The organism is Streptomyces sp. NPDC027189 (assembly GCF_055566975.1).
In genome coordinates this window covers 1-25595 of the sequence record NZ_JBVHRI010000048.1, presented here as the reverse complement: position 1 = coordinate 25595, position 25595 = coordinate 1, and the positions used below count along the sequence as shown (strand labels likewise).

At 69.0% G+C, this 25595-nt stretch carries 24 protein-coding genes and 4 pseudogenes; 14 read left to right on the top strand and 14 right to left on the bottom strand.

Annotation, left to right across the window (positions count from 1 at the left end; all coding sequences use genetic code 11):
• Nucleotides 1–190 precede the first annotated feature (190 nt).
• From ACZ4RZ_RS48035 to ACZ4RZ_RS48015, 5 genes are all read right to left on the bottom strand, one after another.
• Nucleotides 191–682 (bottom strand): NUDIX hydrolase, encoded by a 492-nt coding sequence (locus tag ACZ4RZ_RS48035; RefSeq protein ID WP_467753943.1) that lies wholly within the window; start codon nt 680–682, stop codon nt 191–193.
• Complete coding sequence (gene tmk, locus ACZ4RZ_RS48030; protein WP_467753942.1) at nt 679–1335, bottom strand: dTMP kinase; 657 nt, start codon at nt 1333–1335, stop codon at nt 679–681. Before tmk ends, ACZ4RZ_RS48035 begins: the two co-directional genes overlap by 4 nt.
• A complete protein-coding gene (locus tag ACZ4RZ_RS48025; protein ID WP_467753941.1) occupies nt 1332–2324 on the bottom strand; it encodes a B12-binding domain-containing radical SAM protein in 993 nt (330 codons plus the stop codon). Before ACZ4RZ_RS48025 ends, tmk begins: the two co-directional genes overlap by 4 nt.
• A 90-nt stretch (nt 2325–2414) precedes the next feature.
• On the bottom strand, nt 2415–2948 hold the full coding sequence (locus ACZ4RZ_RS48020; protein ID WP_467753939.1) for a CbrC family protein: 534 nt from the start codon (nt 2946–2948) through the stop codon (nt 2415–2417).
• A 295-nt stretch (nt 2949–3243) separates the two neighbouring features.
• Nucleotides 3244–3474, bottom strand: a complete 231-nt coding sequence (locus ACZ4RZ_RS48015; RefSeq protein WP_467753965.1) for a hypothetical protein — start codon at nt 3472–3474, stop codon at nt 3244–3246.
• Between ACZ4RZ_RS48015 and ACZ4RZ_RS48010 the strand changes: the two are divergent.
• A pseudogene (locus ACZ4RZ_RS48010) lies at nt 3466–4071 on the top strand (IS3 family transposase); the annotation flags it as partial. The gene ACZ4RZ_RS48015 and the pseudogene ACZ4RZ_RS48010 sit on opposite strands and share 9 nt — an antisense overlap.
• Nucleotides 4072–4279: 208 nt before the next feature.
• Here ACZ4RZ_RS48010 and ACZ4RZ_RS48005 read toward each other — a convergent pair.
• Nucleotides 4280–4402, bottom strand: coding sequence for a hypothetical protein (locus ACZ4RZ_RS48005; RefSeq protein WP_467753937.1), 123 nt, complete (start codon nt 4400–4402; stop codon nt 4280–4282).
• 230 nt (nt 4403–4632) lie between these two features.
• On the opposite strand from ACZ4RZ_RS48005, the gene ACZ4RZ_RS48000 reads away from it, so the two are divergent.
• From ACZ4RZ_RS48000 to ACZ4RZ_RS47990, 3 genes are all read left to right on the top strand, one after another.
• Nucleotides 4633–5433 carry a hypothetical protein gene (locus ACZ4RZ_RS48000; protein WP_467753935.1) on the top strand — a complete coding sequence of 267 codons (801 nt, stop codon included), beginning with the start codon at nt 4633–4635 and terminating at the stop codon, nt 5431–5433.
• Entirely contained in the window at nt 5430–6536 is a 1107-nt protein-coding gene (locus ACZ4RZ_RS47995; protein WP_467753934.1) for a P-loop NTPase family protein, read from the top strand. The genes ACZ4RZ_RS48000 and ACZ4RZ_RS47995 overlap by 4 nt, the downstream gene beginning before the upstream one ends.
• 112 nt (nt 6537–6648) lie before the next feature.
• The gene (locus tag ACZ4RZ_RS47990) at nt 6649–8856 is read left to right on the top strand and encodes a hypothetical protein (RefSeq protein ID WP_467753933.1); all 2208 of its coding nucleotides are present in this window, start codon (nt 6649–6651) and stop codon (nt 8854–8856) included.
• Nucleotides 8857–8862: 6 nt separating this feature from the next.
• Here the strand turns inward: ACZ4RZ_RS47990 and ACZ4RZ_RS47985 are convergent, their stop codons facing one another.
• The 3 genes from ACZ4RZ_RS47985 to fxsA all read right to left on the bottom strand — a co-directional run bounded on the left by ACZ4RZ_RS47985 (nt 8863) and on the right by fxsA (nt 13936).
• Nucleotides 8863–9876 carry a hypothetical protein gene (locus ACZ4RZ_RS47985; protein WP_467753931.1) on the bottom strand — a complete coding sequence of 338 codons (1014 nt, stop codon included), beginning with the start codon at nt 9874–9876 and terminating at the stop codon, nt 8863–8865.
• A 52-nt stretch (nt 9877–9928) separates the two neighbouring features.
• Complete coding sequence (gene fxsT, locus ACZ4RZ_RS47980; protein ID WP_467753930.1) at nt 9929–13591, bottom strand: FxSxx-COOH system tetratricopeptide repeat protein; 3663 nt, start codon at nt 13589–13591, stop codon at nt 9929–9931.
• 120 nt (nt 13592–13711) lie between these two features.
• Entirely contained in the window at nt 13712–13936 is a 225-nt protein-coding gene (gene fxsA, locus ACZ4RZ_RS47975; RefSeq protein ID WP_467753929.1) for an FxSxx-COOH cyclophane-containing RiPP peptide, read from the bottom strand.
• Between the two features lie 294 nt (nt 13937–14230).
• On the opposite strand from fxsA, the gene ACZ4RZ_RS47970 reads away from it, so the two are divergent.
• Both ACZ4RZ_RS47970 and ACZ4RZ_RS47965 read left to right on the top strand, forming a co-directional pair.
• Nucleotides 14231–15667, top strand: a complete 1437-nt coding sequence (locus ACZ4RZ_RS47970; RefSeq protein ID WP_467753928.1) for an FxsB family cyclophane-forming radical SAM/SPASM peptide maturase — start codon at nt 14231–14233, stop codon at nt 15665–15667.
• Nucleotides 15664–17088, top strand: coding sequence for an aKG-HExxH-type peptide beta-hydroxylase (locus tag ACZ4RZ_RS47965; protein WP_467753927.1), 1425 nt, complete (start codon nt 15664–15666; stop codon nt 17086–17088). The genes ACZ4RZ_RS47970 and ACZ4RZ_RS47965 overlap by 4 nt, the downstream gene beginning before the upstream one ends.
• 311 nt (nt 17089–17399) lie before the next feature.
• Here ACZ4RZ_RS47965 and ACZ4RZ_RS47960 read toward each other — a convergent pair whose 3' ends face one another.
• The gene (locus ACZ4RZ_RS47960) at nt 17400–18101 is read right to left on the bottom strand and encodes an NAD(P)-dependent oxidoreductase (protein WP_467753926.1); all 702 of its coding nucleotides are present in this window, start codon (nt 18099–18101) and stop codon (nt 17400–17402) included.
• Nucleotides 18102–18208: 107 nt separating this feature from the next.
• Between ACZ4RZ_RS47960 and ACZ4RZ_RS47955 the strand changes: the two genes are divergently transcribed.
• Together ACZ4RZ_RS47955 and ACZ4RZ_RS47950 are read left to right on the top strand one after the other, a co-directional pair.
• Complete coding sequence (locus tag ACZ4RZ_RS47955) at nt 18209–18928, top strand: TetR/AcrR family transcriptional regulator (RefSeq protein WP_467753925.1); 720 nt, start codon at nt 18209–18211, stop codon at nt 18926–18928.
• A gap of 359 nt (nt 18929–19287) precedes the next feature.
• Nucleotides 19288–19821: a hypothetical protein gene (locus ACZ4RZ_RS47950; RefSeq protein WP_467753924.1), complete on the top strand. Its 534-nt coding sequence runs from the start codon at nt 19288–19290 to the stop codon at nt 19819–19821.
• 15 nt (nt 19822–19836) lie between these two features.
• Here ACZ4RZ_RS47950 and ACZ4RZ_RS47945 read toward each other — a convergent pair whose 3' ends face one another.
• Together ACZ4RZ_RS47945 and ACZ4RZ_RS47940 are read right to left on the bottom strand one after the other, a co-directional pair.
• Entirely contained in the window at nt 19837–20031 is a 195-nt protein-coding gene (locus ACZ4RZ_RS47945) for a hypothetical protein (protein WP_467753923.1), read from the bottom strand.
• A gap of 45 nt (nt 20032–20076) precedes the next feature.
• Nucleotides 20077–20772, bottom strand: coding sequence for an alpha/beta fold hydrolase (locus ACZ4RZ_RS47940; protein WP_467753921.1), 696 nt, complete (start codon nt 20770–20772; stop codon nt 20077–20079).
• 360 nt (nt 20773–21132) lie between these two features.
• Here ACZ4RZ_RS47940 and ACZ4RZ_RS47935 point away from each other — a divergent pair, with 360 nt between their 5' ends.
• From ACZ4RZ_RS47935 to ACZ4RZ_RS47910, 6 genes and pseudogenes are all read left to right on the top strand, one after another.
• On the top strand, nt 21133–21423 hold the full coding sequence (locus tag ACZ4RZ_RS47935; RefSeq protein ID WP_467753920.1) for a transposase: 291 nt from the start codon (nt 21133–21135) through the stop codon (nt 21421–21423).
• Between the two features lie 52 nt (nt 21424–21475).
• Entirely contained in the window at nt 21476–21964 is a 489-nt protein-coding gene (locus ACZ4RZ_RS47930; protein ID WP_467753964.1) for an IS3 family transposase, read from the top strand.
• Between the two features lie 456 nt (nt 21965–22420).
• Nucleotides 22421–23035, top strand: coding sequence for a hypothetical protein (locus ACZ4RZ_RS47925; RefSeq protein WP_467753919.1), 615 nt, complete (start codon nt 22421–22423; stop codon nt 23033–23035).
• Nucleotides 23036–23274: 239 nt separating this feature from the next.
• Complete coding sequence (locus tag ACZ4RZ_RS47920; RefSeq protein ID WP_467753962.1) at nt 23275–23529, top strand: transposase; 255 nt, start codon at nt 23275–23277, stop codon at nt 23527–23529.
• Nucleotides 23511–23858: pseudogene (locus ACZ4RZ_RS47915) on the top strand (transposase); the annotation flags it as partial. The gene ACZ4RZ_RS47920 and the pseudogene ACZ4RZ_RS47915, both read left to right, overlap by 19 nt.
• A gap of 52 nt (nt 23859–23910) precedes the next feature.
• Nucleotides 23911–24840 (top strand): annotated as a pseudogene (locus ACZ4RZ_RS47910) (ISAzo13 family transposase); the annotation flags it as partial.
• 39 nt (nt 24841–24879) lie between these two features.
• Here ACZ4RZ_RS47910 and ACZ4RZ_RS47905 read toward each other — a convergent pair.
• Complete coding sequence (locus ACZ4RZ_RS47905; RefSeq protein ID WP_467753918.1) at nt 24880–25173, bottom strand: transposase; 294 nt, start codon at nt 25171–25173, stop codon at nt 24880–24882.
• Between the two features lie 37 nt (nt 25174–25210).
• A pseudogene (locus ACZ4RZ_RS47900) lies at nt 25211–25501 on the bottom strand (IS30 family transposase); the annotation flags it as partial.
• Between the last annotated feature and the right edge of the window lie 94 nt (nt 25502–25595).

The window sequence follows — 25595 nt, the reverse complement described above, 5'->3', positions numbered from 1 at the left end:
GTGCGACCAGACAGGCCGTTACTGGCCCAGCCTCCGGGCCTTCCCGGACATGACAGCGCCGCCGTTTCTCATTGACAGCCGTAATCTGGTCGATAACCCACCGCCTCCGGGACCGGTCGAGGAACCCCCAACTTTTCGCACGTCCGCGACGAGGGACCAGGCATCCTGGGCAGGCACGTCGGTCCAGGCGTCAGTCCCGGGGTGTGCCCGGCAAGACTGCTGCTGGCCGGAGCGGTTGTTGCGTCCAGGCGTGCTCGTTCAGCGGGCCGGTGCCGTTGAGGTAGCCGAGGAGGCCGGCCTTGGGGTATTCGATGATGTCGTCGGGCAGGTCGTGGACGGTGAACCATGTGAGTGCGAGGCACTTTTCCGGTTCGTTGTTGACGGGTTGTCCTTCCCATTTGGTGGCTTCGAAGAAGAAGCCGATCCTCTCGACGTGTTCTTCTTGTCGGTGGTGGACGATTTGTACGAGGCGCAGATGGGCTGGGTCGACGGTGATGCCGGTCTCTTCGCGCAGTTCGCGGGCGGCGCCGATGCTCAGGGGTTCGCCCTGGTCGAGTTTGCCGGACGGCATGTGCCATCGGCCGTGCCCGTAGGGGCCGCCCCGCTGGGAGAAGAGGATCTTGTCGCCGTCGCGGAGGATGACGTGTGTGTCGATGACGGGCTGTGCCGGCTGTCCGTTCATGTTTCCTGGGGGGTCGGATAGGTGGGGGAGGAGACCGACGGTAGCGGCAGGGCTGGGATCTCGTCGGCGATTCGGCGCGCTATGTCCGATGGGGTGGCGTTGCTGGTGTCGATGGGCAGTACTTTCACGCCCTTGCCTGTGAGGTAGGTGGCAGCGTCGCCGTACAGGTCGACTTCCCGGGTTGGTGCGGTGGGGTCGAGGTGGAAGCGGTGGGTGATGCCGCGCTCGGCGAGGCGTTCGGCGATGATGCCGGGCTCGGCGGTGAGGATGACGGCAAGGTCTGGCATGACGGCGTAGTGGTTGATGGCGTTAAGGAACTCACGTGGGACGCCGTCGAGTTGCTGCAGGACGAAGGTCGACGCGAGGTAGCGGTCGCTGATGATCAGGTCGCCTCTGCGCAGGGCCGGTTCGATCTCCGCGGCTATGTGCTCGTACCGGTTCGCGGCCACCAGGCAGGCGAGGGCCAGGCCGTGGATGTTGCCGGCGTTCTTGCGGGTGAACTCGCCCAGGTCGCTGGTGGACGGCTCGGTGGTCCGGTCCGCGGCTACACCCTGCTCAGTGAGGTGGCGGTGGAGTTGTGCGACGGTGGTTGACTTGCCGACGGCGCTGGGGCCGTCGATCGTCACGAACCACCCGGTGCGCTCACCCGTCATGCCGCAACTTCCCTGCCGCTGTGGTTCCTCTGGTGCTGCTCGCGGGTGAGCGTCGCGAGCGTTGTACGGATCCGTGGCAGGGGCACGTCGCCGAACTGGATGCCGACGGAGAAGTTGAATTCGTCGCGCTGCCGCATCGACTCGTCGGCTCCGTCTTCGGTGAGGTCGACGTCGCCGTAGGCGAGCAGAGCATCCGCGTGGTGGCCGGCTTCGATGAGGGTCTGCCATACGGGGGTGCCCGGGTAGGGGCGGAACTCGAAGACGCTGGCGCGCACCTCGCCGGGGTTGCGGTCGGAGATGGCCCACAGGTTGCGGATGTGGCGGACGGTGGCGTCCAGGTCTTCCTGGGTCTCGCCGGGGAAGCCGAGGATGAAGTAGCCCTTGACGCCGATGCCGTGGGCGACCAGGCGGCGGGCGACACGCTCGGTCATCTCGGCGTTGATCCGCTTGTCCATCGCCGTGAGGATGCGGTCGCTGCCGGATTCGATGCCGAGCGCTACTTCGCGCAGGCCGTTGGCGACGAGGCGTTCGAGGTCGCGGTCGCAGAGGCGCTCAAGGACGTTGATGCGGCCGGTGGCGTCCCACACGTACCGCTCGCCGATGCGGTGCCGGGTGAAGGCTGCCATCTGCTCGTCGATGACGCGGCCGACGCCGAGGAAGAGGTCGTCGACGAAGCGGAAAGCGGTCACGCCGTGCTCGTCGTGCAGCTGGTCGAGCTCGCCGATGATGTTCTCCGCAGCGCGCACACGGACGGTGACGTCGGGGTTGGCGCTGACGGCGGCGCCGCAGAAGGTGCAGTTGTAGGGGCATCCGCGGCTGCCGACGATGTTCGCCTCCAGGTGCCCGTCCTGGGCGGCCGCGGCGAGCCAGCCGGTTCGGCCGCGCGCGGCCAGACGCCGGTCGGTGGCCGTGGGCGCGGCCCGGTAGGGGTCCTGGGGCAAAAAGGCCCGGTTGACGAACGGCAGGGCGTTGATGTCGGGGCCGAGCATCTTCGCGCTCGTCTGAGGATCCGCGATGGGTGCGGATCCTTTGAAGGGATGATCGGTTCGATCTCGCGGGTTGCCGGACTGTGTGGCGGGTTATGAGGCGTCGGCGTAGGCGATGTGGGTGCCGCAGACGGTGCAGCGGAAGAGCATGGCCGTGGCTCCCTCGCCGAGGTGAGTCAGGAACTGCTCGAGTTGGGCTGCGTCGTGCCAGCCGTTCATGCGTAGGTCGTGCCTGAGCTGGCCGAGGGCCTCGGGGTGGGCTGCCAGTTCGTTGTGTCCGACCTCGCTGATGAAGGCGGCTGCGTCGTGGCAGTGGACGAGCCAGTGCGGATCCTGCCAGGCATGGAAGCCGGGAGTGCGGCGGGTAACCGTGTGCAGGGTCTCCTCGCTGACGCCTTCGAGTCCATAGGAGTCGGTGAACTCGCCTGCGAACCGTTCGGCGGCGCTGCCGTCTGCGATGCACCAGGGGCAGAAGCGTCCGTTGACCTCTTGAGCGGTGTAGAAGGTTGCGGTGTAGATCCACCCCGTGTTGCGGTTGCAGTTTGCACAGGTCTCGGTGCTCTCGCGGATGGACCCGCTGGCGATCGGGTCGGGGTGGTAGCGGAAGGCGGGCAGGTCTGCGGTCACTGGTGCAGTCTGTTCGCAAGGCAGTCCGTGATCAAGCGGTGAGGTCGTATTCCTGCTGGTCGGGTATCGGATAGAGACGCTGGTGCTCGCGGGTGGCGTGGTGCTACCACCTCGCCCGCGAACACGAACGCCTCTACCCGCCCCTGACCAGCACGACTACGACCTCACGACCTGATCGGCGACCTTCCCTCAGCGCGAACTACACCCATCGGAGACAGGGTGGCGCATCGCGTCCCCGCCCCCTGACGTGCATCCAAGAGACGCGTCAGGGGCGAGGCGGCCGACGCTCTGTTCCTCACCTGCGCTTACGGGCCGTCACCAAGAGGTACTCCCAATCCATACCGGCGGAGTCCGCCACGTCGATGTGGCGCTGGGCGAGGTCGTCGAGGGCGTTGTCCAGCGCGGCGACCCGGTCGGGGTCGTCCGCGACGTTGCGGTAGGTGGCGATGGTCGGGCCGTAGTTGGTCTTGAAGTAGTCCCGGAAGGCCGCGGGCCTCTCGAAGCGCTCGACCCGTACGGACGGCACCTGCGGCGCAAGAAGCGCACGACCATTCAGGACACGACGGCCCCGCCTGTGCCGGACCTGGTGATGCGTGACTTCACGGCGGACGTGCTCAACACCAAGTGGTGCGGCGACATAACGTACGTCGCCGTCGGCTCGACCTGGCTGTATCTCGCCACGGTCATCGACATCTGCTCGCGGCGCGTGATCGGCTGGTCGATCACGGACCGCATGCGCACCTCGCTGGTCACCGACGCGATCGAGATGGCCGTGGCCGCCCGCGGCGGCCACGTCCACGGCGTCGTCTTCCACACGGACAGGGGCGCGCAATATGGATCGGCCGCCTTCGCCGAGGTCTGCCGACGGCACGGCATCCGCCGCAGCATGGGCCGCGTCGGCTCAAGTTATGACAACGCCCTCGCCGAATCGTTCTTCCAGGGCCTCAAGCGCGAGTTGCTGCACGGAAGGCGCTGGACCTCGAAGGCGCAGACACGGCTGGAGCTATTCAGGTGGCTGTCGTACTACAACCGGCGTCGCCGCCACTCCGCCCTCGGCTACCTCGCGCCAGCCGAGTACGAACAGCAATTGATCACGTCACGTACGCTGTCACTCGTCGCATGAAACCCGGTGTCCACGCCCGGGGATCAACCTCAGTCCTCCCGTGGGTCGTGGACTTGGACACCCCAGGAGGGTGGTTCGCCCGCCTCATAGGACTCATGTAGGGCCAGCGGCCCTGCGGCTGGTCCGTGACGCCCGGCGAGCTAGCGTGCCGTCATCCTTAACCGTCAGCTCTCCGATCAGCTCCAGCACGCCAACTGTTCCGCCAGCATCAGCTGACCCCGCCGTGGGCGCTGCCGCCGCCGCGGTGGCGGCAGTGCCTGTTCAGGAAGCCCTCTTCCGACGGCGGGCGCTCGCTCCGTACGCGCGGGGTGAAGAGCGCAGCCGCGGTCATGTATCCGGATTACGGCGGTGCGGAGAATGCAAGAGATGTAGAACAGGCTGCGGCCGCCCGGAATGCAGGACGTACGAGACCTACCGGGCGTGTGAGGGACCGGGCGCCGGACGGGGGAGACACTGATGCGGCAGGCGAGGAGATCAGGTGTGCGAGGGAAGGCGGGTGACAGCAGCCGGCCGATGACACGGTGCGCTGCTTCCCCCGGCCGCCGACGGCAAGGACGGCAGGTGCGCGTGGTCACCGGGGCGGTACTCCTGCTGCTGGCCGCCGGTGCCGCGTCGGCTTCCGCTGGGGACACCGATTCCGCCGAGAGGGATGCCCAGTTGGTGTACTGCCTCGCTCCCGCCCATCGTGCCGACCTGCTCGTGGCGGCTGGCCGGCTGGGGCTGCTGAAGAGCGACGAGGGGGTGTCGCTGGAACGGTGGGCCGAGGACCAGGACGACGACTTCGGGCGGGCCTGCGCCGCCCTCATGGCCGCAGAGTCAGAATCCCCGGCAACGTCCGCACAGGACGAGGGCGCGGACGGCTGGTTCGTGGCCCTGGTGAAACAGCTGCCCCTGCTCCTGGCGGGTGCGCTGCTCACCCTGGGCGGCCAGTCCTACGAGCGCGGGTTGTCGGAACGGCGGGCGCTGAAGCACGAGTTGAGGACTGCGGAGAGTGCATACCGAGGGGCCGTGCACGAGTATCTCGCCCAGTACCGGCAGGACGCACGGTGTGACCACTCGGCGGTGCGCACCGCGCGGGACGCGCTGGCCGTCTTCCTCTCCCGGGTCCCTGGCCCCTCGGCCCGGCGTGCGGCGGCCGAACGGCTCGCCGACGGGCTGCCGCTGGCCGAGCCGCTGCCGCAGAGCGAGGGCCAATACCTACTCGACTCGGAAGCCCTCACCCGTGTCGCGCACCGGGAAAACGCGTCCGTCGAACGCTGTCTGCGCGCCCTGCCCGAACTCAATCGCACGTTTTTGTACTGGAGTTGGGTCATCATTCGAAACCGGCCGGTGCGCTCCCGGGCGGCGAGGGGGGCGGAATGACCGGACTGGTCGACGAGTCTGACGAGAACCCGTTCGGGGTGTATGTGCCGGAACTGAAAGACCAGTTGCCGCCCCAACATGTCCGGCCGAAGGACGACCATCCGCTGGTGCCGTGGAAGGAGCCGAGCCATACCGGTCAGTGGGTGGACGTCGACCACACCCGGGCTCAGCTGGAACGGTTCGAGCAGTGCTTCCAGGACGAGTTGCCCGGGCTGCTGCTTCCGGAACTGCGCCGCGGGCACCTGGTGGTGGTGACCGGGCCGGTGGGCATGGGCAAGACCACGCTCATTCACCGGTGCGTGCACTTGGCGCACGAGTATCTCGGCAAGCTCAGGCAAGAACTCGACGAGCGGTCGCAGCCCCGCTTCGCGCCGGAACTCGTCGTGGCGATGGCCGGAGGTTACGACAACCACAGCAGAGAGGTCAGCTGGGACGCCAGGGGCGACTTCGCCGAGACCCCGCAGATCAACTCGGTCATACGTGACAAGATCGTTGAGACGCTGGAGGAAGCGTTTCCCGATGTGTCGCTCGACCCGTCGCTCACCGGGAACGACGTCCGCAAGGCGTTCACCGGCATCAGCAGGCTGCTCGCCCGGCAGAACCGTCTGCTACTCGCCATCGTCCCGCACATCGACTGGCGGGACGCCGGGGGCGACGTACGGACGAAGTTCCTCAGGACTTGGCTGAGTCACGCGCAGAGCCGGATCATGCTGTTCGTCGAGATCAGTCACCAGAATCCGAGAACGGCGAGTGAGGTGATCGCGGAGCTGCCCACGAACACGGCGGTCACGCATCTCTCGCTCGGTCTGCTGGCCGCGGAGGACACCGTCAAGTTCACCGAGGCCGCTCGTGGCAGTCATCCCGACGGCGAGAACGCGCCCACGCTCCCCATGATCCCGCGGCAGGGCCCCGCCGAGGACCCGTGGCGCCTCGCCGACGTACGGCACCTGCGCCGGGAGTGTTTCCGCATCGCCGAGCGGCAGAGACTCGCGGGTGCCCGGGTGTGGGTGACCGCCGCCGACCTCGCCCCTCCCACCCTCGACCTCGCGAGTCTGGGACGTACCCCGCCCGCCCCGGACAGCCAGCCCTGCAACCCTGCCTAGCCGTAGGACTCCCGGTCCGACCGTTCCAGTCGTACACAGGAACGGGACAACGGAACAGACGCAGCCCGCTCGCCGCTGCGGGCCCGAGACCGAACACACGAGGAGTGCCGTCGTGACGCCGACCAGTGGACACACCTGGCACCGCAACCCCTTCCCGCTGACCCCTGTCGTGCGCCTCGGGCCGATGTCCGACCTGGGGGAGGCGCGGGTCTGGGCGGCCGATTCGGGCAACGCCGATATCGACACCCCGCTGATCGAGCACGTCGAGTCGCTCGTCGACGACTACTTCGCGCCGCCCGCCGCCGGTGGCCGGCGCGGCCGGGCGATCGCCCTGGTGGGCGAGTTCGGACTCGGCAAGAGCCATGCCCTGCGCCGGACCTACCAGGCGATACGGGCGCGGCATCCCCGGGCGGCGACGTGGATCGTGGACGAACCGGCGCAGGACATGGGGCGGCTCTACCGCGACCGGCTGCGCGGACCCGGCGACACCGAAGAGGGCAAGCGTGCCTTCGAGGAGCTGGTACGCGACTACTACGCGTATGTGACGGCCAGCCGGGTCGCCGAGGCCGACGACGACCCACGCCGGGACACCCTGCAGGAGATCGCGACCGGGCTGCGCGACCGCTCGCTCGACCCGGACAAAGTCGTGTCGGCGCTACGCTACGACCCCGAGGTGATCCACGCCGATCTGCGCGACACCCTGGGCGAGGTCACCGAGCACCGCAGGTTCTCCACCGCGCTCGCACTGCTGCTCGAGCCGCCGTTCAATCGGATGGTGTGGCACTGGCTGAACGGCGCAGAGCCCGCCGAGCCGCTGCGCGAGCGCGGCATCACCGAGGCAATCGGCCCGTCCGGTCAGCGCACCGACCTCGCGGTCGGCATCGAGCGGGTCTTCGACGCGCTGACCGTGCAGGGCTTTCTGCACGGCCGGGTCGGACAGCCGTATGCCCTTCTGCTCGACTCGCTGGAGAAGGTGCTGGCCTGGCCGGACAAGAGCCGACACACGTTCCTGGACGCCTTCGAACGTCTCATCAACGTCTATACGAGCCGCGGCGGCCTGCTGGTGTTCTGCTGCTCGCCCGACGGGCTGCGGGCGCTGCGCCAGAGCGCCCACGAACGGGTGGTGCAGTTGTGGCCGACGGGCCTCGACCAGGGGCATACCGGCGAGCTGGTGGCCCGCTACCTGGCCTCGGGCGAGGGAGCGGCCGAAACACCGTCCGAAGACGAGGAGACGGCCGACGACGCGCCGCTGACGGGACCCTTCGACGACGAGGCGTTGCGTCTGCTCCACGAGTTGACCGAGGGCGTACCCCGCCAGGTGCTCAAGACGTGCCGGGAGGCCTGGCAACTCAGCGAGGACGCCGGGGGCGTGGTGCGCCGGGTTTCCGGGGCGACGGTGCTGAGGGCGGTACGGAAGCTGCACGAGCGGGTCTCCTACCCGCGGGTCCTGGGCGATGTGCATGACGCGCTCGACCTGGGCCAGTGGCTCACCGCCACCAGCGATCCGGTGCCGGTCCGGCTGGCACGCTCGGCCGGCGGCCGGGAGGAGGTGCTGTACTGGCTGTCGCCGGCGTCGAACGCCTACATCGCGGTGATCTACGCTCGTTCCCTGCTGCTTGCCGCCGACGTCGAACGCGTCGTCGCCCACGTGAACGGGCTGCGCGGTGCGGTCCGCCCGGCGCGGTTCGGCGCACTGCTGGTGGTCAACGGGCTGGTGTCGCAGGCCACGCAGGATCAGCTCGGACGGTCGATCGGGTCCCGGCCGCTGGTTTACCGGGAAGGCGGGTTCGCACGGAGCCTGCACGAGGCGCTGGTGCAACTGGAGCGGCAGACGGTCCCTTTCGGCGAGCTGCCCCGTGATTCGGCCGGGACGACGTCGCGGGCGCATCCGGCCTCGGACGCCCCGACGGCGGGCCGAGACACATCGGACGCCGAACCGGAGCACGCCGCGGCGCAGGTGCTGCCGGGATCGGTGCAGCGCCGGTTCCGGGACACGCTGGCGGTACTGGAGACGGCGACCCGGGGAGCGGCGGAGACATCGGCGGATCTGAACGTCCTGGGCTGCGCGACGCTGGTACGGACGCTGACGGAGGAGTTCCGGGGCGCTGTCGCGACCTGGGCACGGGCGGGCATGCCGGGCACGCCGACCGATCTCCAGATGGGTGAACTGCGCCGGATCTGCCGGGAGTACGCGTGCGCGGTCGAAGTGCTGCCGGTGCATCTGCTGGACAGCACCGGCCACCCGCTGGTCCCGACCCGCACGGTGGAGGTCCTCGCCGAGGAGGTGTGGGGCGCGATGAACGCCCCGACAGTGCCTTGAGGGGGTTCATCGCGGCCGCGGTACCGCCACACCACCCGCGTCCCGGGCGAGGTCCGCGAGCCGCCGTTCCGCGTTGGCGACCTGCCACTGGTCGAGCGTGATGCCTACGAGGAAGGCGCGGGAGGACGTCCAGCGGACGTAAACTGCGCCTTCCTGTACGTCGAGGACCAGTCTGTCCACGGAGGTGCCGCCATCCGGGGACAGAGCAATCAGGCCGAGGGCGTCGCTGAGGCGGGACAGATGGCCACGCAAGGTGCGGGGCAGGTCACGGTAGGCGGTTCTCCTGGTCCGCACGCTGAAGCCCAGGAAGCGCGGGCCGAGTTCCGGGCTGTCGAAGACGTCGCCGGCACAGACCAGGGCCCAGTTCCGGTAGTAGCCCGCGTAGTGCAGGTCCGTCGCGTTCAGGTGAGTTTGCCACAGCTCGCTCAGCCGCTGCTCGTACGCGGCGTCCGGGGCCGCGGCGGTACCGAAGTCGACGTGCAGTCCCGCGGCCGCCTCCCCGGTCTGGAGGTGCGGTTCCGCCTGGGGGGCGCCGCCGGGCAATTCGTCGGGGAGTGCGTGCACTTCGGTGCGGATTCGAGTGACGAGCCGGTTCATCGCCTGGTCCATTGCCGGGACGCCTTCGGGTACGTCCGCCACGGCGGCCAGGAACTCGCTGGGGCGAGCCCGGCCGCCCCACATGCCGCCGCACTCGTTGGCGAGGAGCGTGCGCATCAGCTCGCCGGTCCCCAGCGGGCGCAGCTCGGCGCCGAGATCCTGGGCGCACAGCAGCAGTCTGTCGCCGGGCAGCGACTCGTTCCGCCACTCGTCGCCGGACTCTGTGACCAGGCCGGCGCGAGGGGTGCGGTCCGCGCGCAGGACGACGAAGTCGAGGATGCCGTTGCTGTAGTGGACCAGGGAGCGGATCGCGGGCGTCCGCCGGACGGTCTCCTCACACAGTGCGGTGATCCGGCCGTAGTATCTCGGGGTCCAGTGGGACTCCTTCAGCGTGGTGCTCGCGTGCGGTGCGGAGTCTGCCACGGGTGCTCGCCTTTCGCTGGTCGGTGATGTGCGGGCTGCGGTGCGAGCGGCTTCACAAGCCGGGCAGTTCCAGGTCGATGTCGTAGCCCGAAGGCGGTACGGGACGCGTGGTGTCGGCTCTCGTGAGGCGGTCCAGGTGGGCACTGACCCGGCGGCCGTCGAGGCGGTGGGCGAAGCCCAGGTCACCGAGGCGGGCTAGGGCAGTGCGGACGAGTGCGACGGCCTCCTCCTCGCGGCCGGCCGCAGCGAGCGTGGCCGCCAGGGAGTTCTCCGCGGCGGCGACCCAGGGGTGGGCCCGGCCCAGCTTGTGGACGAAAAGGTCGAGCGCGCCCCGGCCGGCCTCCTCGGCCGGTAGTACCTCGCCCATGGCCCGCAGATAGACGCCATGGCGCACCTGGCCCAAGCCGACACAGGGGTGCCCCGGGCCGAACCAGCGGGCGAGTGCCTCCACGCACTGCCGGCCCTGGTGTTCGGCCTCGTCGGCTTTGCCGAGGGCGTGCAGGTCGGCGGCGTAGCCGAACCGGAAGCCCACGGTGACGTAACGGTCGGGGCCGAATCGGTCGACGGCCATGCCGAGGGCACGCAGGTCGCGTTCGTGGGCGAGTTCGTAGCCGTAGAGAGGGTCCTTGAGACCGGGAAAGCCGTCGGCGAGCCGACGTTCGCTGACCGCGAGGCCGGCCTCGGTACGGAGCCGGGCGAGGTTCCACTGGCCGCCGTGCCGACGCAGTTTCTCGCGCAGCAGATCGCGTGCCTCACCGTCACGTCCAGCAGCACGGTACAGATAGGCGAGCAGATCGGCGGTGCCCCAGGCGGCTGAGTCGTCGTTGCCGCCGACGGCCCGCCGGTAACGGAACCGGTCCTGGATCGCGGTCAGGGCGGGGACGATCCGGCCGGTGAGCGCCTCGGTGAGGGCGAGGTTGTGCTCGACCTGAAGGGTGGCCGGGTGCTGCCGCCCGAGCAGCAGGGTGAGGCCGTCCAGGACGGGCCGCAGGTGCATCAGGGCGTCGTCGAATCTGCCGAGAACACGCAGCGTGGCGGCATAGGAGTCGGCGGAGAGCAGGGTGCGCGGGTGGGTGATGCCGAGGAGCCGGCGGTGACCGCGCAGCGCCTCCTGGGCGTTCTGGTGGGAGCGCTCGTAGTCACCGCGCAGCCGGTGGGCGCGGGCGACGAAGTTGAGCAGGCGCAGGCACTCGGGGGTCTGTTCGTCGCTGTTGTCGGTTCTCCAGTGGACAAGGGCCCGTCCGGCGATGTCGAGGAGGCGGTCCAGGTCGGCGGCCTCGGAGCGCTGGCTGAGCGCATTGAGGTGACGCAGCAGCGAGCGGCGCACCCGTGGCCTGGTGTCCTCCCACAGGCGCAACGAGTACACCTCGCGGGCCCAGTCGGCGGGCAGGCCGGGGTCGTACGGGACGTGTTCCGACAGGACGCTGCGCAGCACCGCCTCGATGTGCGCGCGCTCTGTGGGGTCCATGCGGGTCCGGATCAGGTCGCGCAGCCCGTGGTGTTGGACGAGCGGCTGACGGGCACGGTCGAAGTCGACGTCGAGCAGGCCCACTCGGGTCAGGGCCCACAGGGCGACGCTCACCATGTGCTCGTCGGGCAGCAGGATTTCCGCGCCAGCTGGGCGGGGTGCCGACGATTCGTCGTCACCGGCCAACTCGGACAGGATGCGGCGCGAGCGAAGCAGTTCCAGGCTCACGCCGCGCCCGGTGAGCAGGGAGGCGGCGCCCAGCAACCAGCCGACGGCGTCGGTTCCGGGGCTCTCGGCGCGCCAGGCGACCGCGCCGGGGGTGCTCTGTACGACGCGCTGGGCGACCCCCACCATCACGGCCACCGGGGATGCCGCGTCGTTGGTGCGCAGGAGTTCGGTCTTGCCGACACGGTATTCGGTGAGCAGGTCGGAGACGGCGGATCGGACGGCCGCCTCGTGGGTCATGTGGTCGTCGCGGAGATGCGCAGCGGTCCGTTCGGCCAGACAGAGGGCGGCGAGGTGAAGGGCCTGCGGGACGAAGTCCACGACACTGCCGATCTGCCGGGCCTGCCGCTCACTGATCTCCTGCACCTGCTCGGCGAGCAGTGCGCGGCTCTCCTCTGCACTCATCGGGGTGACGGCGAAGGGACGCAGCCGCGGCGGCCGGACCTCCTGCCCGGGGTCGCCTCCGGACGGTGCGGCACGGCTGGTGATGAGCACATGCCCTCGCTCGTGGGGCACGGGCAGCAGCCCGAGCAGTTCGACGGGGTCAGGGACGCCGTCGAAGACGATGAGCCAGCTGCCTGCCTCGTCACCGGTGCGGGAGAGCCGGGACAGCAGCGGGAGGAGGGCGTCATCGCCGGTTCCGAGCCGGTCCTCGGGCCCGCCGAGCCGGCCCGCGAGCCGGCCTAAGTCGTCCTCGGCCAGCTGCCGCTCCCATGCGGACACCCACCACACCACGTCGTACGAGGCCCCGTATCGGTGGCACAGTTCGTGCGCCGTGTCGCTCTTGCCCCAGCCGCTGGGGCCGTGCAGCACCAGGCAGGCTCCGTCGCGGGCGGCCGCGCGTATCTCCTCGTGGAGGGCAGTGAGCAGTTCGGCGCGGTCCACGAAGGCTCTGCCGGGCGGCCCCACGTTGGTCGTCTCCGGCAGCCGGGGGAACCTGGCCCCGCCGTCGCTGTCACCAGGTTCCGGCGCGCCGAGGCCCAGGCCGGTGTACAGCAGCCGCAGAGCCTGGTCCTCGGTGGTGTCACGCAGGTCGACCTGCTCGTGATGGGCGGCCTCGCTGTGCGGAAACGGCTCGTCGACGAGCAGGATGCGGACGTCGGTGTGGGAGAGGGCGCCCATCTGTTCGAGGAGCGTGTCGTCGGCGTCGTCGGGCGACAGGAAGAGCAGCGCTGTACCGGGACCGGGGCGTTCACCGGCGTAGGTGCCGGCCCGGCGCAACTCGGTGCGCACGCCCTTGGCGGCGAGCCGGTCGCGCAGCCACGCGGCCCACAGGGCGTGCCGGGCCGAGTGGACAACAACAACATTGGTGAGGCGGATCGTGCGGCGGGCACGCAGCCAGTCGGCGAGCTGCTCGTAGTGCAGGCGCAGCCCGCTGACCGGGCCGGCGTCCTCTGCTTCGGACTCGGCGGCGAGGCTGCGGCCGTCCTGGTAGAGCGGGTTGTACGGGATCTCGAGGAAGGGGACGTCGGTGGCGCCGAGCGTGGCGGCGACCGGAGCGAACTTCCGGCGCACCCGCTCGCGGGCGTCGCGCAGCCGGTCGTGCCCGCCGGTGTCGCTCTTGAGGCCGAGGGCGAGCAGCCGCACGGGCCGGCCGCCCCTGCGGACCATCACATCCTCAGCGAGCGCGGCAGCCCCGTCGATGGACCAGGCGGCCATCGCGAAGCAGACGACGAGCGTGTCGGCGTACGCGGCGGAGCGCGCCAGTTCGGCCGCTTCGGAGGCGTCCGGAACCGGGGCCTCGACGAGGAGATGGTCATACGCCATGGCGACGGGGTCCTCGGCGACTGCGGCGAGTGCGGCTCCGTCCGGGATGGTCGCGGTGTGCACGCGGCCGGGTTCGGGGCGAGGCAGGGCCCCGCCGGGTTCGCCGCCGCGGCCCTCGACGAGAAGGACGCTGTGATGGGTGTCGGCGAGGACATCGGCGACGTTGCGCAGAGTCGTACTCCGACCGAGGTTCTCGGAGGTGGCGAGGAAGACCGTGAACGGCCCCAGCCGATCAGGCGGGTTGGAGTCTGGCATGACTTCTCCGCTCGGCGCGGCGATGAAAGACACTGACAGAACAGGCGCACGAGAAGTGCTGATACCACACGCCACATATCCAGCGCACGGCGTCCGCAACAGTCCCGCGCGGTCCGCTTTTCATGCGCCCTCGGTGTGTCCGGTAACGAAGGGAACGCCCTCGGCGCAGCTGTCGTACACCCGGCGCAACACGGCGCCCAGCACTGAGTCGGGCAAGGCCGCGACGTCCTCAGCCGACAGGGCGCTGAGGTCGAGAACGACCGACTCGACCTCGGCGTCCGGGCTCTGGCCCGCTCCGACTCCTGGCCCCACCCCCGTCGGAGCGGTGCCGTCGGCGGCTGCCATGCAGGTCACTCCATGGGGTGTCGGCGGAATCTGGCGTCGGAGGATCTCCACCCTAGCGTCGCCGACTGCCAGCAGGCAGCCGCTCGCTACCGTTCCCACCGTTCAACGGTGGGAACAGGGCTCTTGCCGGATCATCCCTGTTGTTGACGCTGGAGCTTCCCCGAACGAAACTGGCCGAGCGGAGTGCGCCGTCTGCCATGCCCGGCGAAATTCGCGCTGCACGCCTTCAGGAAGAAGCGGATGAGCCGACCATCCCCATACCCCGCCGAACCAGCCTGGCCGAGGGTTGCCGACGTGGCAGAACACCGGAAGACGGGCTGGGTGCCCCATCCACTGCACTCCTTCGTCCTGAAAGTGCACAGCCGCTGTGACCTGGCCTGCGACTACTGCTACATGTACCGCTCACACGACCAGAGTTGGCGCAGCCAGCCGCGCATGATGACCCCATCGATCGTCACCCGTACGGCGGAGCGAATCGCTGAGCACCTGTCCGCACATCGGGTGACAGAAGCGGGCGTAGTCTTGCACGGCGGAGAACCGCTGCTGATCGGCGACGATGCGCTCGCGCGAACCGTGCGGACACTGCGCACGACGGTCGGTGACGGGGTGCGCCTGCACCTGAGCCTCCAGACCAACGGCCTCCGCCTCACCGAGCAACGTCTCGATCTACTCGCCGAGTTGGACGTACGGATCGGCGTGAGCACCGACGGCGGCCGAGCCGCCCACGACCGGCACCGGCGCGGCGCCGACGGCCGCGGCAGCCACACCCGAGTCGAGGCGGCTCTGCAGCGTCTGTCGAGCGACCGCCACCGGCATCTGTTCGGCGCCCTGCTGTGCACGATCGACCTGCGCAACGATCCGGTACGCACGTACGAGGCCCTGCTGACCCACAGCCCGCCAGCCGTCGACTTCCTTCTTCCGCTGGGCAACTGGCGGACCCCGCCGCCCGGCCTGGACCCGCGCAGCCGGCGCACTCCGTACGCGGACTGGCTCTGGGCGGTCTTCGAACGCTGGTACGGCGCACGAAGCAAGGAAACCTCGGTACGGCTCCTGGACAATCTGCTCGCCCTACTGCTCGGCGCTGCACCGGAGACCGAAGTACTCGGTCTGTCCCCGGTACGGTACGCGGTCGTGGACACGGACGGCTCCCTCACCCAAGACGACACCCTGCGCACCGCCTACGACGGCGCTGCCCGCACCGGCCTCGACATCCACCACCACTCCTTCGACACTCTGCTGCTCCACCCCGGCGTCGCGGCCCGCCAGTGGGGCACCGCCGCCCTGTCCGCCCCCTGCCGCACCTGCCCCTTGCACAAGGTGTGCGGAGGCGGCCACTACGCCACCCGCTACCGCCCCGACACGGGCTTCGCCAACCCGAGCGTGTACTGCTCCGACCTGACCGAACTGATCGGTCGTGTACGGCAACGCCTCAGCGAGGACGTACGGCGGGCGGCGGGGGCGAAGACGGAGGCACCGCCGCAGCAGCCGGCTCCGGCGCCTTCCCGACCAGGAGCCGGTGCGCAGCCCCGCCGACGAGACGCCACACCGGACCGGCGGGAGACCGTCCCGCCCGACCGACAGCAACCCGACGTTCGAGACCAGCCCTCCACCGCCGGGGCACCGCAGGACAGCACCCGTGACCCGCGACAGAACCTCGGGGCAGGGCGTCGACCGGGCGTCGTGCCGGGATCGTCGCCGGGCGGTGCGTCGATGTCCGCGGAGGTGGCATGACCCCGTCGCCGTACAGAATGCCCGGCGCGCTGTTCGACGCGGTCGCAGCGGGCGGCGGCGGAGCTGCGGCCATGCGGCTGCTGGCCCGCGCCGAGCACAGCAGACGCCTGGCCTGCGCGTACGCCGTGACCGTGGCGGCGCGGGAGGCTGGGGGAGCCGTCGCCGAGGCGGCCGGTCGCGCGTGGAGCCTGTTCACCGACGCCACGCGCACAGCCCCTGAGGCGGCGACGGCCGTCCTGACCCATCCGTCGACGGGGCCCACCCTATTCGGTCTGCTCGCCGACCTGGGCCGCCCCGACAGCCGACTCCCGCCGCCCGTCCACCGGCTCACGGCCCTGGCCGTGTCGGCAGCGGCACATGCGGGCTTCTCGGCTCGGACCGAACTGCCCCTCACGGGCCCCTGGGTCGCCCTGCCGTCCCTGGGCCGGGCCCATTTCGCCGACGCGTGCCGCAACGAACGCGCCGAGGTCCATGTCGACGGGTCGGGCCAATGCCGGATCACGCTGACGAGCGCGACGGGAACGGCCGCGAACGGGCCGGTGATGGTGCCCGGACTCCCGTACGGCGGCGGCGAGTCGAACAGTCCGTCGCAGCTGCCCTGGTACGGCCGCTCCCGTGCAGGCCGCTGGTATGGCCCCCATCTGCTCGCCACCCTCGACAGCGGCGCCCCACTGCTCCTGGACACCCTCGACCCGCCGTACTTCCCCGACTCGGCGACCCACCCTCGGGGTCTAGGCACCGCCGAGGCGCGCCGCTGGGCGGGCCCGGCCCGGGAGGCCTGCCGGATCCTGCGCACAGACCATCCCGAGGTGTACGCCGAACTTGCCTTCAGCCCGCTTCTGCTGGTGCCACTGAACAGTCCCGGTCGCGGCACCAGGAGCAGCAGCAGTGCGGAAGCGTTCGGCTGTGTGGCGCTGTCCCCACCGACCTCGGCGACGGCCTTCGCGGTGACACTCGCGCACGAGACGCAGCACAACAAACTCGCAGCCATGCTGCACCTCTTCGACCTATTCGAACCGGGCGGCGCTGAACGCTTCTACGCCCCCTGGCGCCCCGACCCGCGCCCCCTCCACGGCCTGCTCCACGGGGCGTACGCGCATCTGGGCGTCGCCTGTTTCTGGGAGCGTCGCCGGGAGACGGAACCCGACCCGGCGCTGCGCGTCATCGCACACGCCCAGTTCGCCCGGTGGCGCCTGGCCGCCCACGACGCGACGTCCGTCACCCTGTCCTCCGGCCGTCTCACCCCTCTTGGACAGCGCTTTGCCCAGCACATGCTGACCACCCTGGACGCCCTGTGCCGTCTGCCGGTCCCCGCCTCGGCCCTGCGCGACGCCGAATCGGCGGCCCGAGCTCACCGCAGCGCCTGGCGGGACCGGAACAGCAACGTGGCCCGGAAACCGCCTTCCGTCAACACCCGGTGACACGGCGGTCTGTGAGCTTCCTGTTCAACCGCTTCGCACGTTGTCGCTGTCCGCTTCGACCGGGCGAGTCCCGGGAGGTCGACCACTGGATTTTGGACCTGCGGGAACAGACCGGCATCCGCTGCGGTGTCAGCGGCCATCGAATTCGGCTCTGTCGTAGATCTTGTGACAGAGCCCGATACTCCCCGCGGGGAAGTAGATGAACTTCCTACGGGGAATATCGGAGCCGCTTCCGTGTGCAACGGTCTCAGTAGACGCAGTGACACACTCTCAGGGCCGCCCGGCGGCTGGAGGTTGGTCCGCTGGCGTGCTCAGTAGCCGACAGTGAAGCGGCGTTGGATGAAGCGAGGTAGTTCCGCCTCGTCGACGAGGGCGACGGCTGCGTCCTCCGCGGAGATGCGGCTGTGTCCTTCCGCGTCGAGTACCGGCTGGTCGCCTCCGATTCGGAACCGGCCCGTACGTTCGCCGGGTGCGATGTCCTCCGCGGGGCTGAAGTAGGTCCATAGCCGGTTGGAGGTACGCAGGACGTTCAGGGCATCGCGGTGGCCGCGCACCGCAGCGGCGTACCCCCTTGGCAGGCCGATCTTATCGAGGGTTTCGTGCAGGAGTTCGTCGGAGTCGGCCCGTACGACTCCGGGCTCGATCTCCAGGCTGCCGGCACCGCCGATGACGATGAGCCGGGTCCGCGGGTGGCTCTCCAGCGCCTTAAGGAGTGCTCGCGCGGCGGTGACGTAGGCCATGGGATCGGCGATCGAGCGGGCCACGGTGTCGGCGATGTCCTTGGCGGCGTTTCCGGGCTGGAATCCGCTGATCAGTACGTCGAGGCCGGGTATGGCGGCGGCGACTGCCTTGGCGTCAAGGACGTCGACGCTCTTCCAGGTGACGTCTTTCCGGTCCTCCTCGATCCGGGTGGCGTCGCGGCTGAAGGCCGTGACCTGGTGGCTCCGGCCGAGGGCTTCGGTGACGACGCGACTGCCGATGGTGCCCGTGGCCCCGATGACTCCGATATGCATAGCTCTCCCCTGGGTGGGTTCCGCCGCCTTTTGCACGGCTAGAAGTAACTATACGGCGTGAAGAAAAAATACAGAGCTCAATAATGTGACGCTGTAGAGTGGCGACTATGGGAAGCGTGGGGAGCACTAAGGGGCGCCGCGAGCGGCTGCGCGCGGAGACGGCTGCCGAGATCAAGAAGGTCGCGCTGGAGCTGATGGCCTCGAGCGGGCCCGACGCGATCACGCTGCGGGCCATCGCTCGCGAGATGGGCATGACGGCCAACGCCATCTACGGATACTTCGCCACTCGTGACGACTTGGTCACCACGCTGATCAACAGCGTCTATACCTCGCTGGCCGACACGGTGGACACCGCATGGGAGGCCACCCCCGCGCACGACCCGGCCGCCCGGATCCAGGCATGGGCCTGCGCCTTCAGAGACTGGGCGCTGGCCAACCCGGAGGGATTCCGCCTCATCTACGGCGATCCCGTCCCCGGCTACCGGCCCCCCGAGGGTGGCGCCGCCCCGGACGCCGCCCACCGCGTCTGCACTGGGATCACCGCTCTCGCGGCCGCTGCCTGGCCGCAGGCCGAACTCCGTTACATGGACAGCGACTTCGAGTGGTCCGACTTCGACCCAGGCCTATTGGACAAGGTCCGCCCGGCCTTCCCCGAGCTGCCGCCGGCCGCCGTGGCCCTGGCCCTGCGCATCTGGAGCCACCTGCATGGCCTGGTGTCACTGGAGATCTACGGCCACCTGCAGACGCAGGCCCTCAGCCCGGAGAAACTGTTCCGCGAAGAACTGGTCCAGCTCATCCGCTCCTTGGGCATCGCACCGCGGAAGTAGCAGCCCTGTATGACCGGCCATCCGTAGTGCCCCTGTCGCCGCCGCGCAGGTGGCCAAGTGCCATTAGGGCATCGACCCCTTCGGCCCGCCCCGCCGCGCTAGCGGAGAGGTCGCCCTTGTGGGGAATTATGGGCTCTGCAGAAGGCCTTGTGACCGACACAGTCCTGCGGACCTGGAAACCCTGATCGGCAGGGCGGTCAGCTGCCCCGCAGCGTGACCGCATGGTGGCTCCGCTGAGCATCTAGACCCCGGCGACGAGCTGGCCCCCTTCAGCGGTTCCCGGCTATGGCACAGTCACGACCACAGCGATCCGGTAATGACTCCGCCCGTGATCCACCGGACACACCTAAAATCTCTCCGTGGATATCAACAGCTGGTTCGCGGTCGAGGACCCGGAGGAGTACGACGAGGAGCCCTGGGACTTCGACGAGGCGGAGCTCGCCTTCCTTGCGGCCCTGCGCGCCCGGGCCACCGCCTGGCGGGTGCCGTCGGCTCCCAGCCAGGTCGAACGACCCGAGGACGAGTCGTCACTCCTCGTCCATATCTCCCTCCTCGACGAGGCGCGCCAACTGCTACTCGGCGAGTGGGCCGTGCACTTCTACGGCTCCCACGTGCGGGCGGGAAAGGTCCGAGACCAGCTCTTCAACCTCCACGAGTCTCCCGAGCGCGGCTACTTCCAGGTCTCCGGCACGGTCGAGGAGCTCGCGCAGCGGTGCGCCGACTGGTTCGAAAGCCTGCTGAGTCGCCCTGTCGTCCGCGCCGAATGGCCGTCCGACCGCGGGACGTACGCGACCCGCTGGGAGTTCGCCGACACGGACGAAGCCCTCGTGACGAGCGGAACCGTGCCCGCCGACGGCTCACCCCCGGCCCGCCGCCTCCCGGTCCGTCCCTGATCCGCCGGACAACCGCTAAGCGCTGCGCGACTTGCGGGCCGCCTTCTTAGCGGTCGCCTTCTTGGCTGGCTGCTTCTTCGTCGTCTTCTTGGCCGCAGTCTTGTCGGGCATTTCGTGAACCGTCGCGTCCTCGCCATGGGACGCCTGCGCCTTCGCCACGGACTCCTCGATCGAACGGACCGCGTATCCGCGGTTCAAGCGGCTGATCACCGCGCACGAGCTGTATCTGTTCTTCTCTCCGACGCGCGATGAGCGTCACAGGCTCAGCAGCAGGTCCCGGACCGCTGCAGGCTGGGACAGGAACGGGTGGTGGCCGGCGTCGAGCTCGACGACGCTGCCGGCCCAACGGGCGAACTCGCGCTGCAGCGACGGCGGGGTGCCGCGGTCCTGGGCGCAGATGAGGTACGTCGAGGGCACCTGCTGCCATGCGGCCGCCCCCACCGGCTGCCCGGTCACCTGCACGCTCTGCCGGGCGAGGTGGTCCGCCGCCTGCGCCTGGACCTCGGGGTCGCAGTCCTGCAGGAATGTGTCCACGAGCAGCTCGGGGCGGACCCCGAAGGTGCCGGCGTCGGGGTCGACGTCGAGGAACGGGGCGGGGCTGCCGTCCCCGAACTCCGACAGGCTCTGCCCGACCTCGGGCAGGTAGCTGGAGACCAGCAGCAGGTGGCGTACCGACCCGACGCCCGCGGCGGCTTCCGCGGTGATGATGCCGCCGTAGCTGTGGGCGACCACGACGGTCGGCTCGTCGCTGTCCTGCAGCACCTGCCGCACTGCGGCAACATCCTCGGGCAGCCCCGGACCGCCGACGCTGCCGGGCAGGCCCGCCTCGCCGCAGCTCGGTAGCGCCGGGGCCACACTCGGCACCCCCCGCTCCTGCAGCAGCTCGGCGGTGCGGTGCCACCACCACGCCCCGTCCCGCACGCACGCCCCGTGCACGAACACGACCCTCATCGCCACCTCCACGTCGGCCTCCCCGGCCTGCCACCTATGCTCGCCGAACTCGCGGCGGCCGGGGCGAAAGCGCTATTCCTGCTGCTGTTCAGCGGTTCAAGATCATCCCATGGGCTCCTTTTGGGCTTACCTCGGCGATACCCCTCGTAGGTTGTGCCGGGGCGCGGCCGTTTCGCCGGCTGCGGCGGCCTGGCGGACCAGATCACCCAAGAGGTCGTTCTGCGAGCTTTCGTCGTTTCTCAGCTTGAGTCGGCGGGCTGGGGCGTGTGCCGCCGTCCGGGGCATAGTGAACTGAGCCGCCCCGAAGTTCTCGGACAGCGGTCCCCATAGGATCGAAGTCCAGAACGGCGGAGAGAGCACGTGGCACAGAAGCGTAGGAAGTTCAGTCCTGAGTTTCGGGACGAGGCGGTCAAGATGGTGGTCGTGGAGTCCCGCCCGATCGCCGAGGTCGCCCGAGAGATACAAGTGAACGAGGGAACGCTGGGCACCTGGGTCAGCCGGTACCGGCAAGAGCACGCCGGGGATGAGCCTCCCCTGAACATCAGCGAACGCGCCCGCCTGCGCGAACTGGAACGCGAGAACCGGGAACTCCGTATGAAGACCGAGTTCCTGGGAAAAGCGGCGGCCTTCTTCGCCCAGGAATACCGGTGAGGATAAGTACGAGTTCATCGACGGCGAGGCCGACAACTTTCCCGTGCAGCAGATGTGCACCTGGGCGGGAGTATCCACGTCGGGCTTCTACCACTGGAGATCGAGGCCATTGTCGGCCACCGCGAAGCGCCGGGCGGAACTGAGCGCCATCATCCTCCAGGTCTTCTCTGACTCGCAGGAGACCTACGGCTACCGGCGTGTCCACGCCGCGCTCCAGCGGATGAACGTGCAGGCCGGAGCAGAACTGGTCCGCACGCTGATGCGCGAGCTCGGCCTGGTGCCATGCCAGCCGCGGCCCTGGCGGGCGACCTGCGCCAGTCCTCCGGTGTGCCTGACACCGTCAGCGCACTACGGGTCTGTGACGTCGTGCTCTGGATGCGGCACCACGCGGAGCACCGAGAAGCAAGCTGCGTCCGGGAGAGACACCCCACCCGGCCGGGCTCGGCCGAGTAGACCGAGACAGGTCGCTGGAGGCGCGTCACTTCCCTGGGCTGCGCACCGCCCGCGAAGGGGGGATTGCACATGGTCGGCCCGACCATGACCCTGACCACGGCAGGTGAACGGGCATGTTCCCGGAGCACGGCTGCTGGTCGGGGCGGCGGTGGGTGCTGTCGGCATGGATCCGGCGCGGGTGTTTGTTCCTGCCGCTCAACTCAGTGCTCTGCTGAGTGCCCGCCCGTGAACTGATCATTTCGGGGAGGAGCGGGAGTCGGCCCGTGCGAGACGGCGTCTCATGAGAATGATCATTGACCAGGCGAAGGTGTGCTCGACGCGGGTGCAGACCTTGCAGTGGGAGCAGTTGTGTTGCTCTTTCCAAGCTGGATGGCCGGCCTGGCCTGGTTTGCGGCAACAGGGATGTGGCAACTGCCGGTACGGCTAGGCCTGAGCCCTGACAGTATCGACAGCCTCAGTACCGCAGCCGCAGAGTTGCGAACTTCGTGCCCGGCACCGATCAGCGGTTACGAGACCACTTTGCTTGAGGAATGGAGTGATCTATATGCGATCACTGCGCAAAGCAACAACCGGTGCGGTGACCGTCGCGCTGGCGTTTCTGCTGGCTGCCTGTGGCGGTGGCTCCGGCTCAGGCGCGCCTTCCGGCGGCGGGCAGAACACCCCCGCGACTGTTGGGTCGACGCGGAGCACGGTATCGCCCAAGTCGACAGCCCCGGCTTCGTCTTCAGGCACGGACGGCACGTCGTCCGCCGACGGCGAGGTCTGCGCCAAGCTGCCGGCGAGCGAGGTCGAGAGGATCGTCGGCAAGCCGGTCAAAGCGACCGATCTCATGATCGACGTGAACGCGCCGGGTGCCGTCAGCAAGCCCGACCCCACCAATTGCACCTACAAGATGCCCAAGGAAGGCAGCCTGGAGAGGTGGGTGTCCATCGGTCGCATCGGTCCGCCCGAGTCCACTACGGAGTGGAACAAGGTCGACAGCCGTAACCACAACCGCCTCACCGACGAGTTCGGTGCCGGCACACAGGGCGTCGACTCGGGCAGCGGCATCTACGTGATCCACAAGGGCGACGCCCTCATCACCTTCCAGGGCATCGCCGCCGGTCTGGACGATGCCGTCCTGAAGCAGCTCGCCCGCAAGGCCGCCGAAGTCCTCTAACAGGACCTCTTGATAGCAACAGCGGTGTCGAAGCCGACCGGTACGCCAAAAGGTCCTGTCATGCCGTTGTACGCCGCCGCGCCCGTCACTGTCACCCAGGATGAGGAAGCCCGCTGTTCGTGCGTGGCCTGCCGGTTCGGCCACGGTGCCAACCGTGTGCCCCGGCCGCCGTTACACCACAGACATAACCGACGCCGAGTGGCAGTGCCTCGTACCACTACTGCCCTAAGCCGACCTGGCTGGACGGCAACGGCGGGCATCCCGAGGAGTACTGCCGCCGCCTAGTCATCGATGCCATCTGCTTCGTCGCCGACAACGGCAACAAGTGGCGCAACCTGCCAGCCGACTACGGCATCTCCTGGAAGACGCTGCACTCAATCTTCACGCGCTGGGCGAAGGAGAGCTTCACCATCACTGTCCACAACGACCTGCGAGCGGAGGTCCGGCGGGCGGAAGGACGCGATGCCGATCCGACCTGTGGGCGGGTGAACTGAGCGCGGTGCACGAGCGGTTCGTTCATCGGTTCAACCGGGAGGAGCCGCGTCAGTCGGCGCTCGCCTATATGCGGGGACTGATCGCTCCGCTGGAGCGGAAGAACGGCTGGACGCTCGCGGAAGAAGCCGGACACGCGGGTCCCGACCACATTCACCGGTTACTGAACCGGATCGAGTGGGACGCCGACGAGGTCCTGGACGACGTACGCGACTACGTCGTCGAGCACCTCGGGGACCGGGACGCCGTTCTGATCGTCGATGACACCGGCTTCCTCAAGAAGGGCATCCGCTCGGCCGGCGTGCAAAGGCAGTACTCCGGCACCGCCGGGGCCTGTACTTCAATAAGTGCTCGGTAGGCGGGTGTTGGTGGGAGCCTGACATATGACCACGTGTCTGCCAGGCTGTCTCTCCACCCGTGCGCTGCGGGCCAAGTTCGATCAGATCTTGCCGCACTTCGACGAGCGCCGCCGTCGGCTGTACCTGGCCAGCGAGGCCACCGCCATCGGCCACGGCGGGATCGCCCGGGTCGCCGCCGCCTCCGGCACCAGTACCGCCACTATCGCGCGTGGTATCGCCGAGTTGGCCGGTTGCTCCGTGCCGACCCTGCGGATCCGGGCTCCAGGTGCCGGTCGCAAGCGGCTGACAGACACCGATTCCGGTCTGCTGCCCACGCTGGAGTCGCTGATCGAGCCGCACACCCGAGGCGACCCCGTCTCCCCTTTACGCTGGACCACTTTGTCGCTGCGAGCCCTGGCCACGACCCTCACCGCACAGGGCCATCCGGTCAGCGCTTCAACCGTCGGACACCTGCTGCACACCCTGGGCTACAGCCTGCAGGGAACCGCGAAGACGACGGAGGGCATCAGGCATCCGGACCGCGATGCCCAGTTCTCCCACCTGAATGCCACCGCCACCGCCTTCCTCAACGACGCCCAGCCGGTGATCAGTGTCGACACCAAGGCCAAGGAGTGGCTCGGGAACCGTGACCGGCCCGGTCGCACCTGGCGGCCGGGCAAAGACGCGATCAAGGTGGACTGCCACACGTTCACCACCAACGACCAGCCGATGGCGATCCCCTACGGGATCTACGACATCGCCAACAACACCGGATGGGTCAACGTCGGAACCGACCACGACACCGCCGAGTTCGCCGTGGAGTCCATCCGTCGCTGGTGGCAGCACCGCGGGCGGGCAGACCACCCGAATGCCACCCGGCTCCTGATCACCGCTGACGCCGGCGGCTCCAACGACCCCCGCCGCTGGACATGGAAGAACAACCTGGCCGCCTTCGCACGGGAAAGCGGGCTGGAGTGAGCTGAACCGGGTTTCGTAGAGTCCGCCGGTCATGTTTCAGGCGGCCTGCGGTTCTTCTTCCAGGCTTCGCCGGAAGTCGCGTTCGTATTCGGCGGGCGGTACGTAGTCGAGCGCGGAGTGGAGGCGTTCCTCGTTGTACCACGTCACCCACTGGAAGATCGCCCGCTCGACCTGCTCGAAGTCCCGCCAGGGGCCCTGCATCTCGATCAGCTCGGCCTTGAAGGTGCCGTTGAGGGCCTCGGCCATGGCGTTGTCATACGGGTCCGCGACGGAGCCAACCGAGGCGGAAGCGCCGACATCTGCCAGCCGCTCGGTGTAGCGGATAGACACATATTGACCAGGTTCAACCAGTGGATGCAACACCGGCTTATGTGATCGATAGTAGATGGTCGTTGAGGGCTTCGGCGGGTGTCTTCCAGCCGAGGCTCTTGCGAGGGCGACTGTTGAGGGTGGCAGCGACCGCCTCGATATCCTCCGCCGTCCACCGGGAAAGGTCAGTGCCCTTCGGGAAGTATTGGCGCAACAGGCCGTTCGTATTCTCGTTGGTGCCGCGCTGCCAGGGACTGTGCGGGTCGGCGAAGTAGACCGGGACGCCGGTTTCGATCGTGAACTGGGCGTGTGCCGAGAGCTCCTTGCCGCGGTCCCAGGTCAGCGACCGATGGTGTCCCGCCGAGTGGTGTAGTCACTGGCCGAGCTGGTTCGGTTCCGGCTGTGGAGGAAGCTGATGGTCGTCCTCGGCCGGTTCGGCGGTG

Excerpts from the sequence above, each read along its gene's own strand:
- ACZ4RZ_RS48035 (WP_467753943.1), bottom strand. The coding sequence starts at position 682 with ATGAACGGACAGCCGGCACAGCCCGTCATCGACACACACGTCATCCTC.
- tmk (WP_467753942.1), bottom strand. The coding sequence starts at position 1,335 with ATGACGGGTGAGCGCACCGGGTGGTTCGTGACGATCGACGGCCCCAGC.
- ACZ4RZ_RS48025 (WP_467753941.1), bottom strand. The coding sequence starts at position 2,324 with ATGCTCGGCCCCGACATCAACGCCCTGCCGTTCGTCAACCGGGCCTTT.
- ACZ4RZ_RS48005 (WP_467753937.1), bottom strand. The coding sequence starts at position 4,402 with ATGACCGCGGCTGCGCTCTTCACCCCGCGCGTACGGAGCGAGCGCCCG.
- ACZ4RZ_RS47995 (WP_467753934.1), top strand. The coding sequence starts at position 5,430 with ATGACCGGACTGGTCGACGAGTCTGACGAGAACCCGTTCGGGGTGTAT.
- fxsT (WP_467753930.1), bottom strand. The coding sequence starts at position 13,591 with ATGCCAGACTCCAACCCGCCTGATCGGCTGGGGCCGTTCACGGTCTTC.
- fxsA (WP_467753929.1), bottom strand. The coding sequence starts at position 13,936 with ATGGCAGCCGCCGACGGCACCGCTCCGACGGGGGTGGGGCCAGGAGTC.
- ACZ4RZ_RS47965 (WP_467753927.1), top strand. The coding sequence starts at position 15,664 with ATGACCCCGTCGCCGTACAGAATGCCCGGCGCGCTGTTCGACGCGGTC.
- ACZ4RZ_RS47960 (WP_467753926.1), bottom strand. The coding sequence starts at position 18,101 with ATGCATATCGGAGTCATCGGGGCCACGGGCACCATCGGCAGTCGCGTC.
- ACZ4RZ_RS47955 (WP_467753925.1), top strand. The coding sequence starts at position 18,209 with ATGGGAAGCGTGGGGAGCACTAAGGGGCGCCGCGAGCGGCTGCGCGCG.
- ACZ4RZ_RS47940 (WP_467753921.1), bottom strand. The coding sequence starts at position 20,772 with ATGAGGGTCGTGTTCGTGCACGGGGCGTGCGTGCGGGACGGGGCGTGG.
- ACZ4RZ_RS47930 (WP_467753964.1), top strand. The coding sequence starts at position 21,476 with ATGTGCACCTGGGCGGGAGTATCCACGTCGGGCTTCTACCACTGGAGA.
- ACZ4RZ_RS47925 (WP_467753919.1), top strand. The coding sequence starts at position 22,421 with ATGCGATCACTGCGCAAAGCAACAACCGGTGCGGTGACCGTCGCGCTG.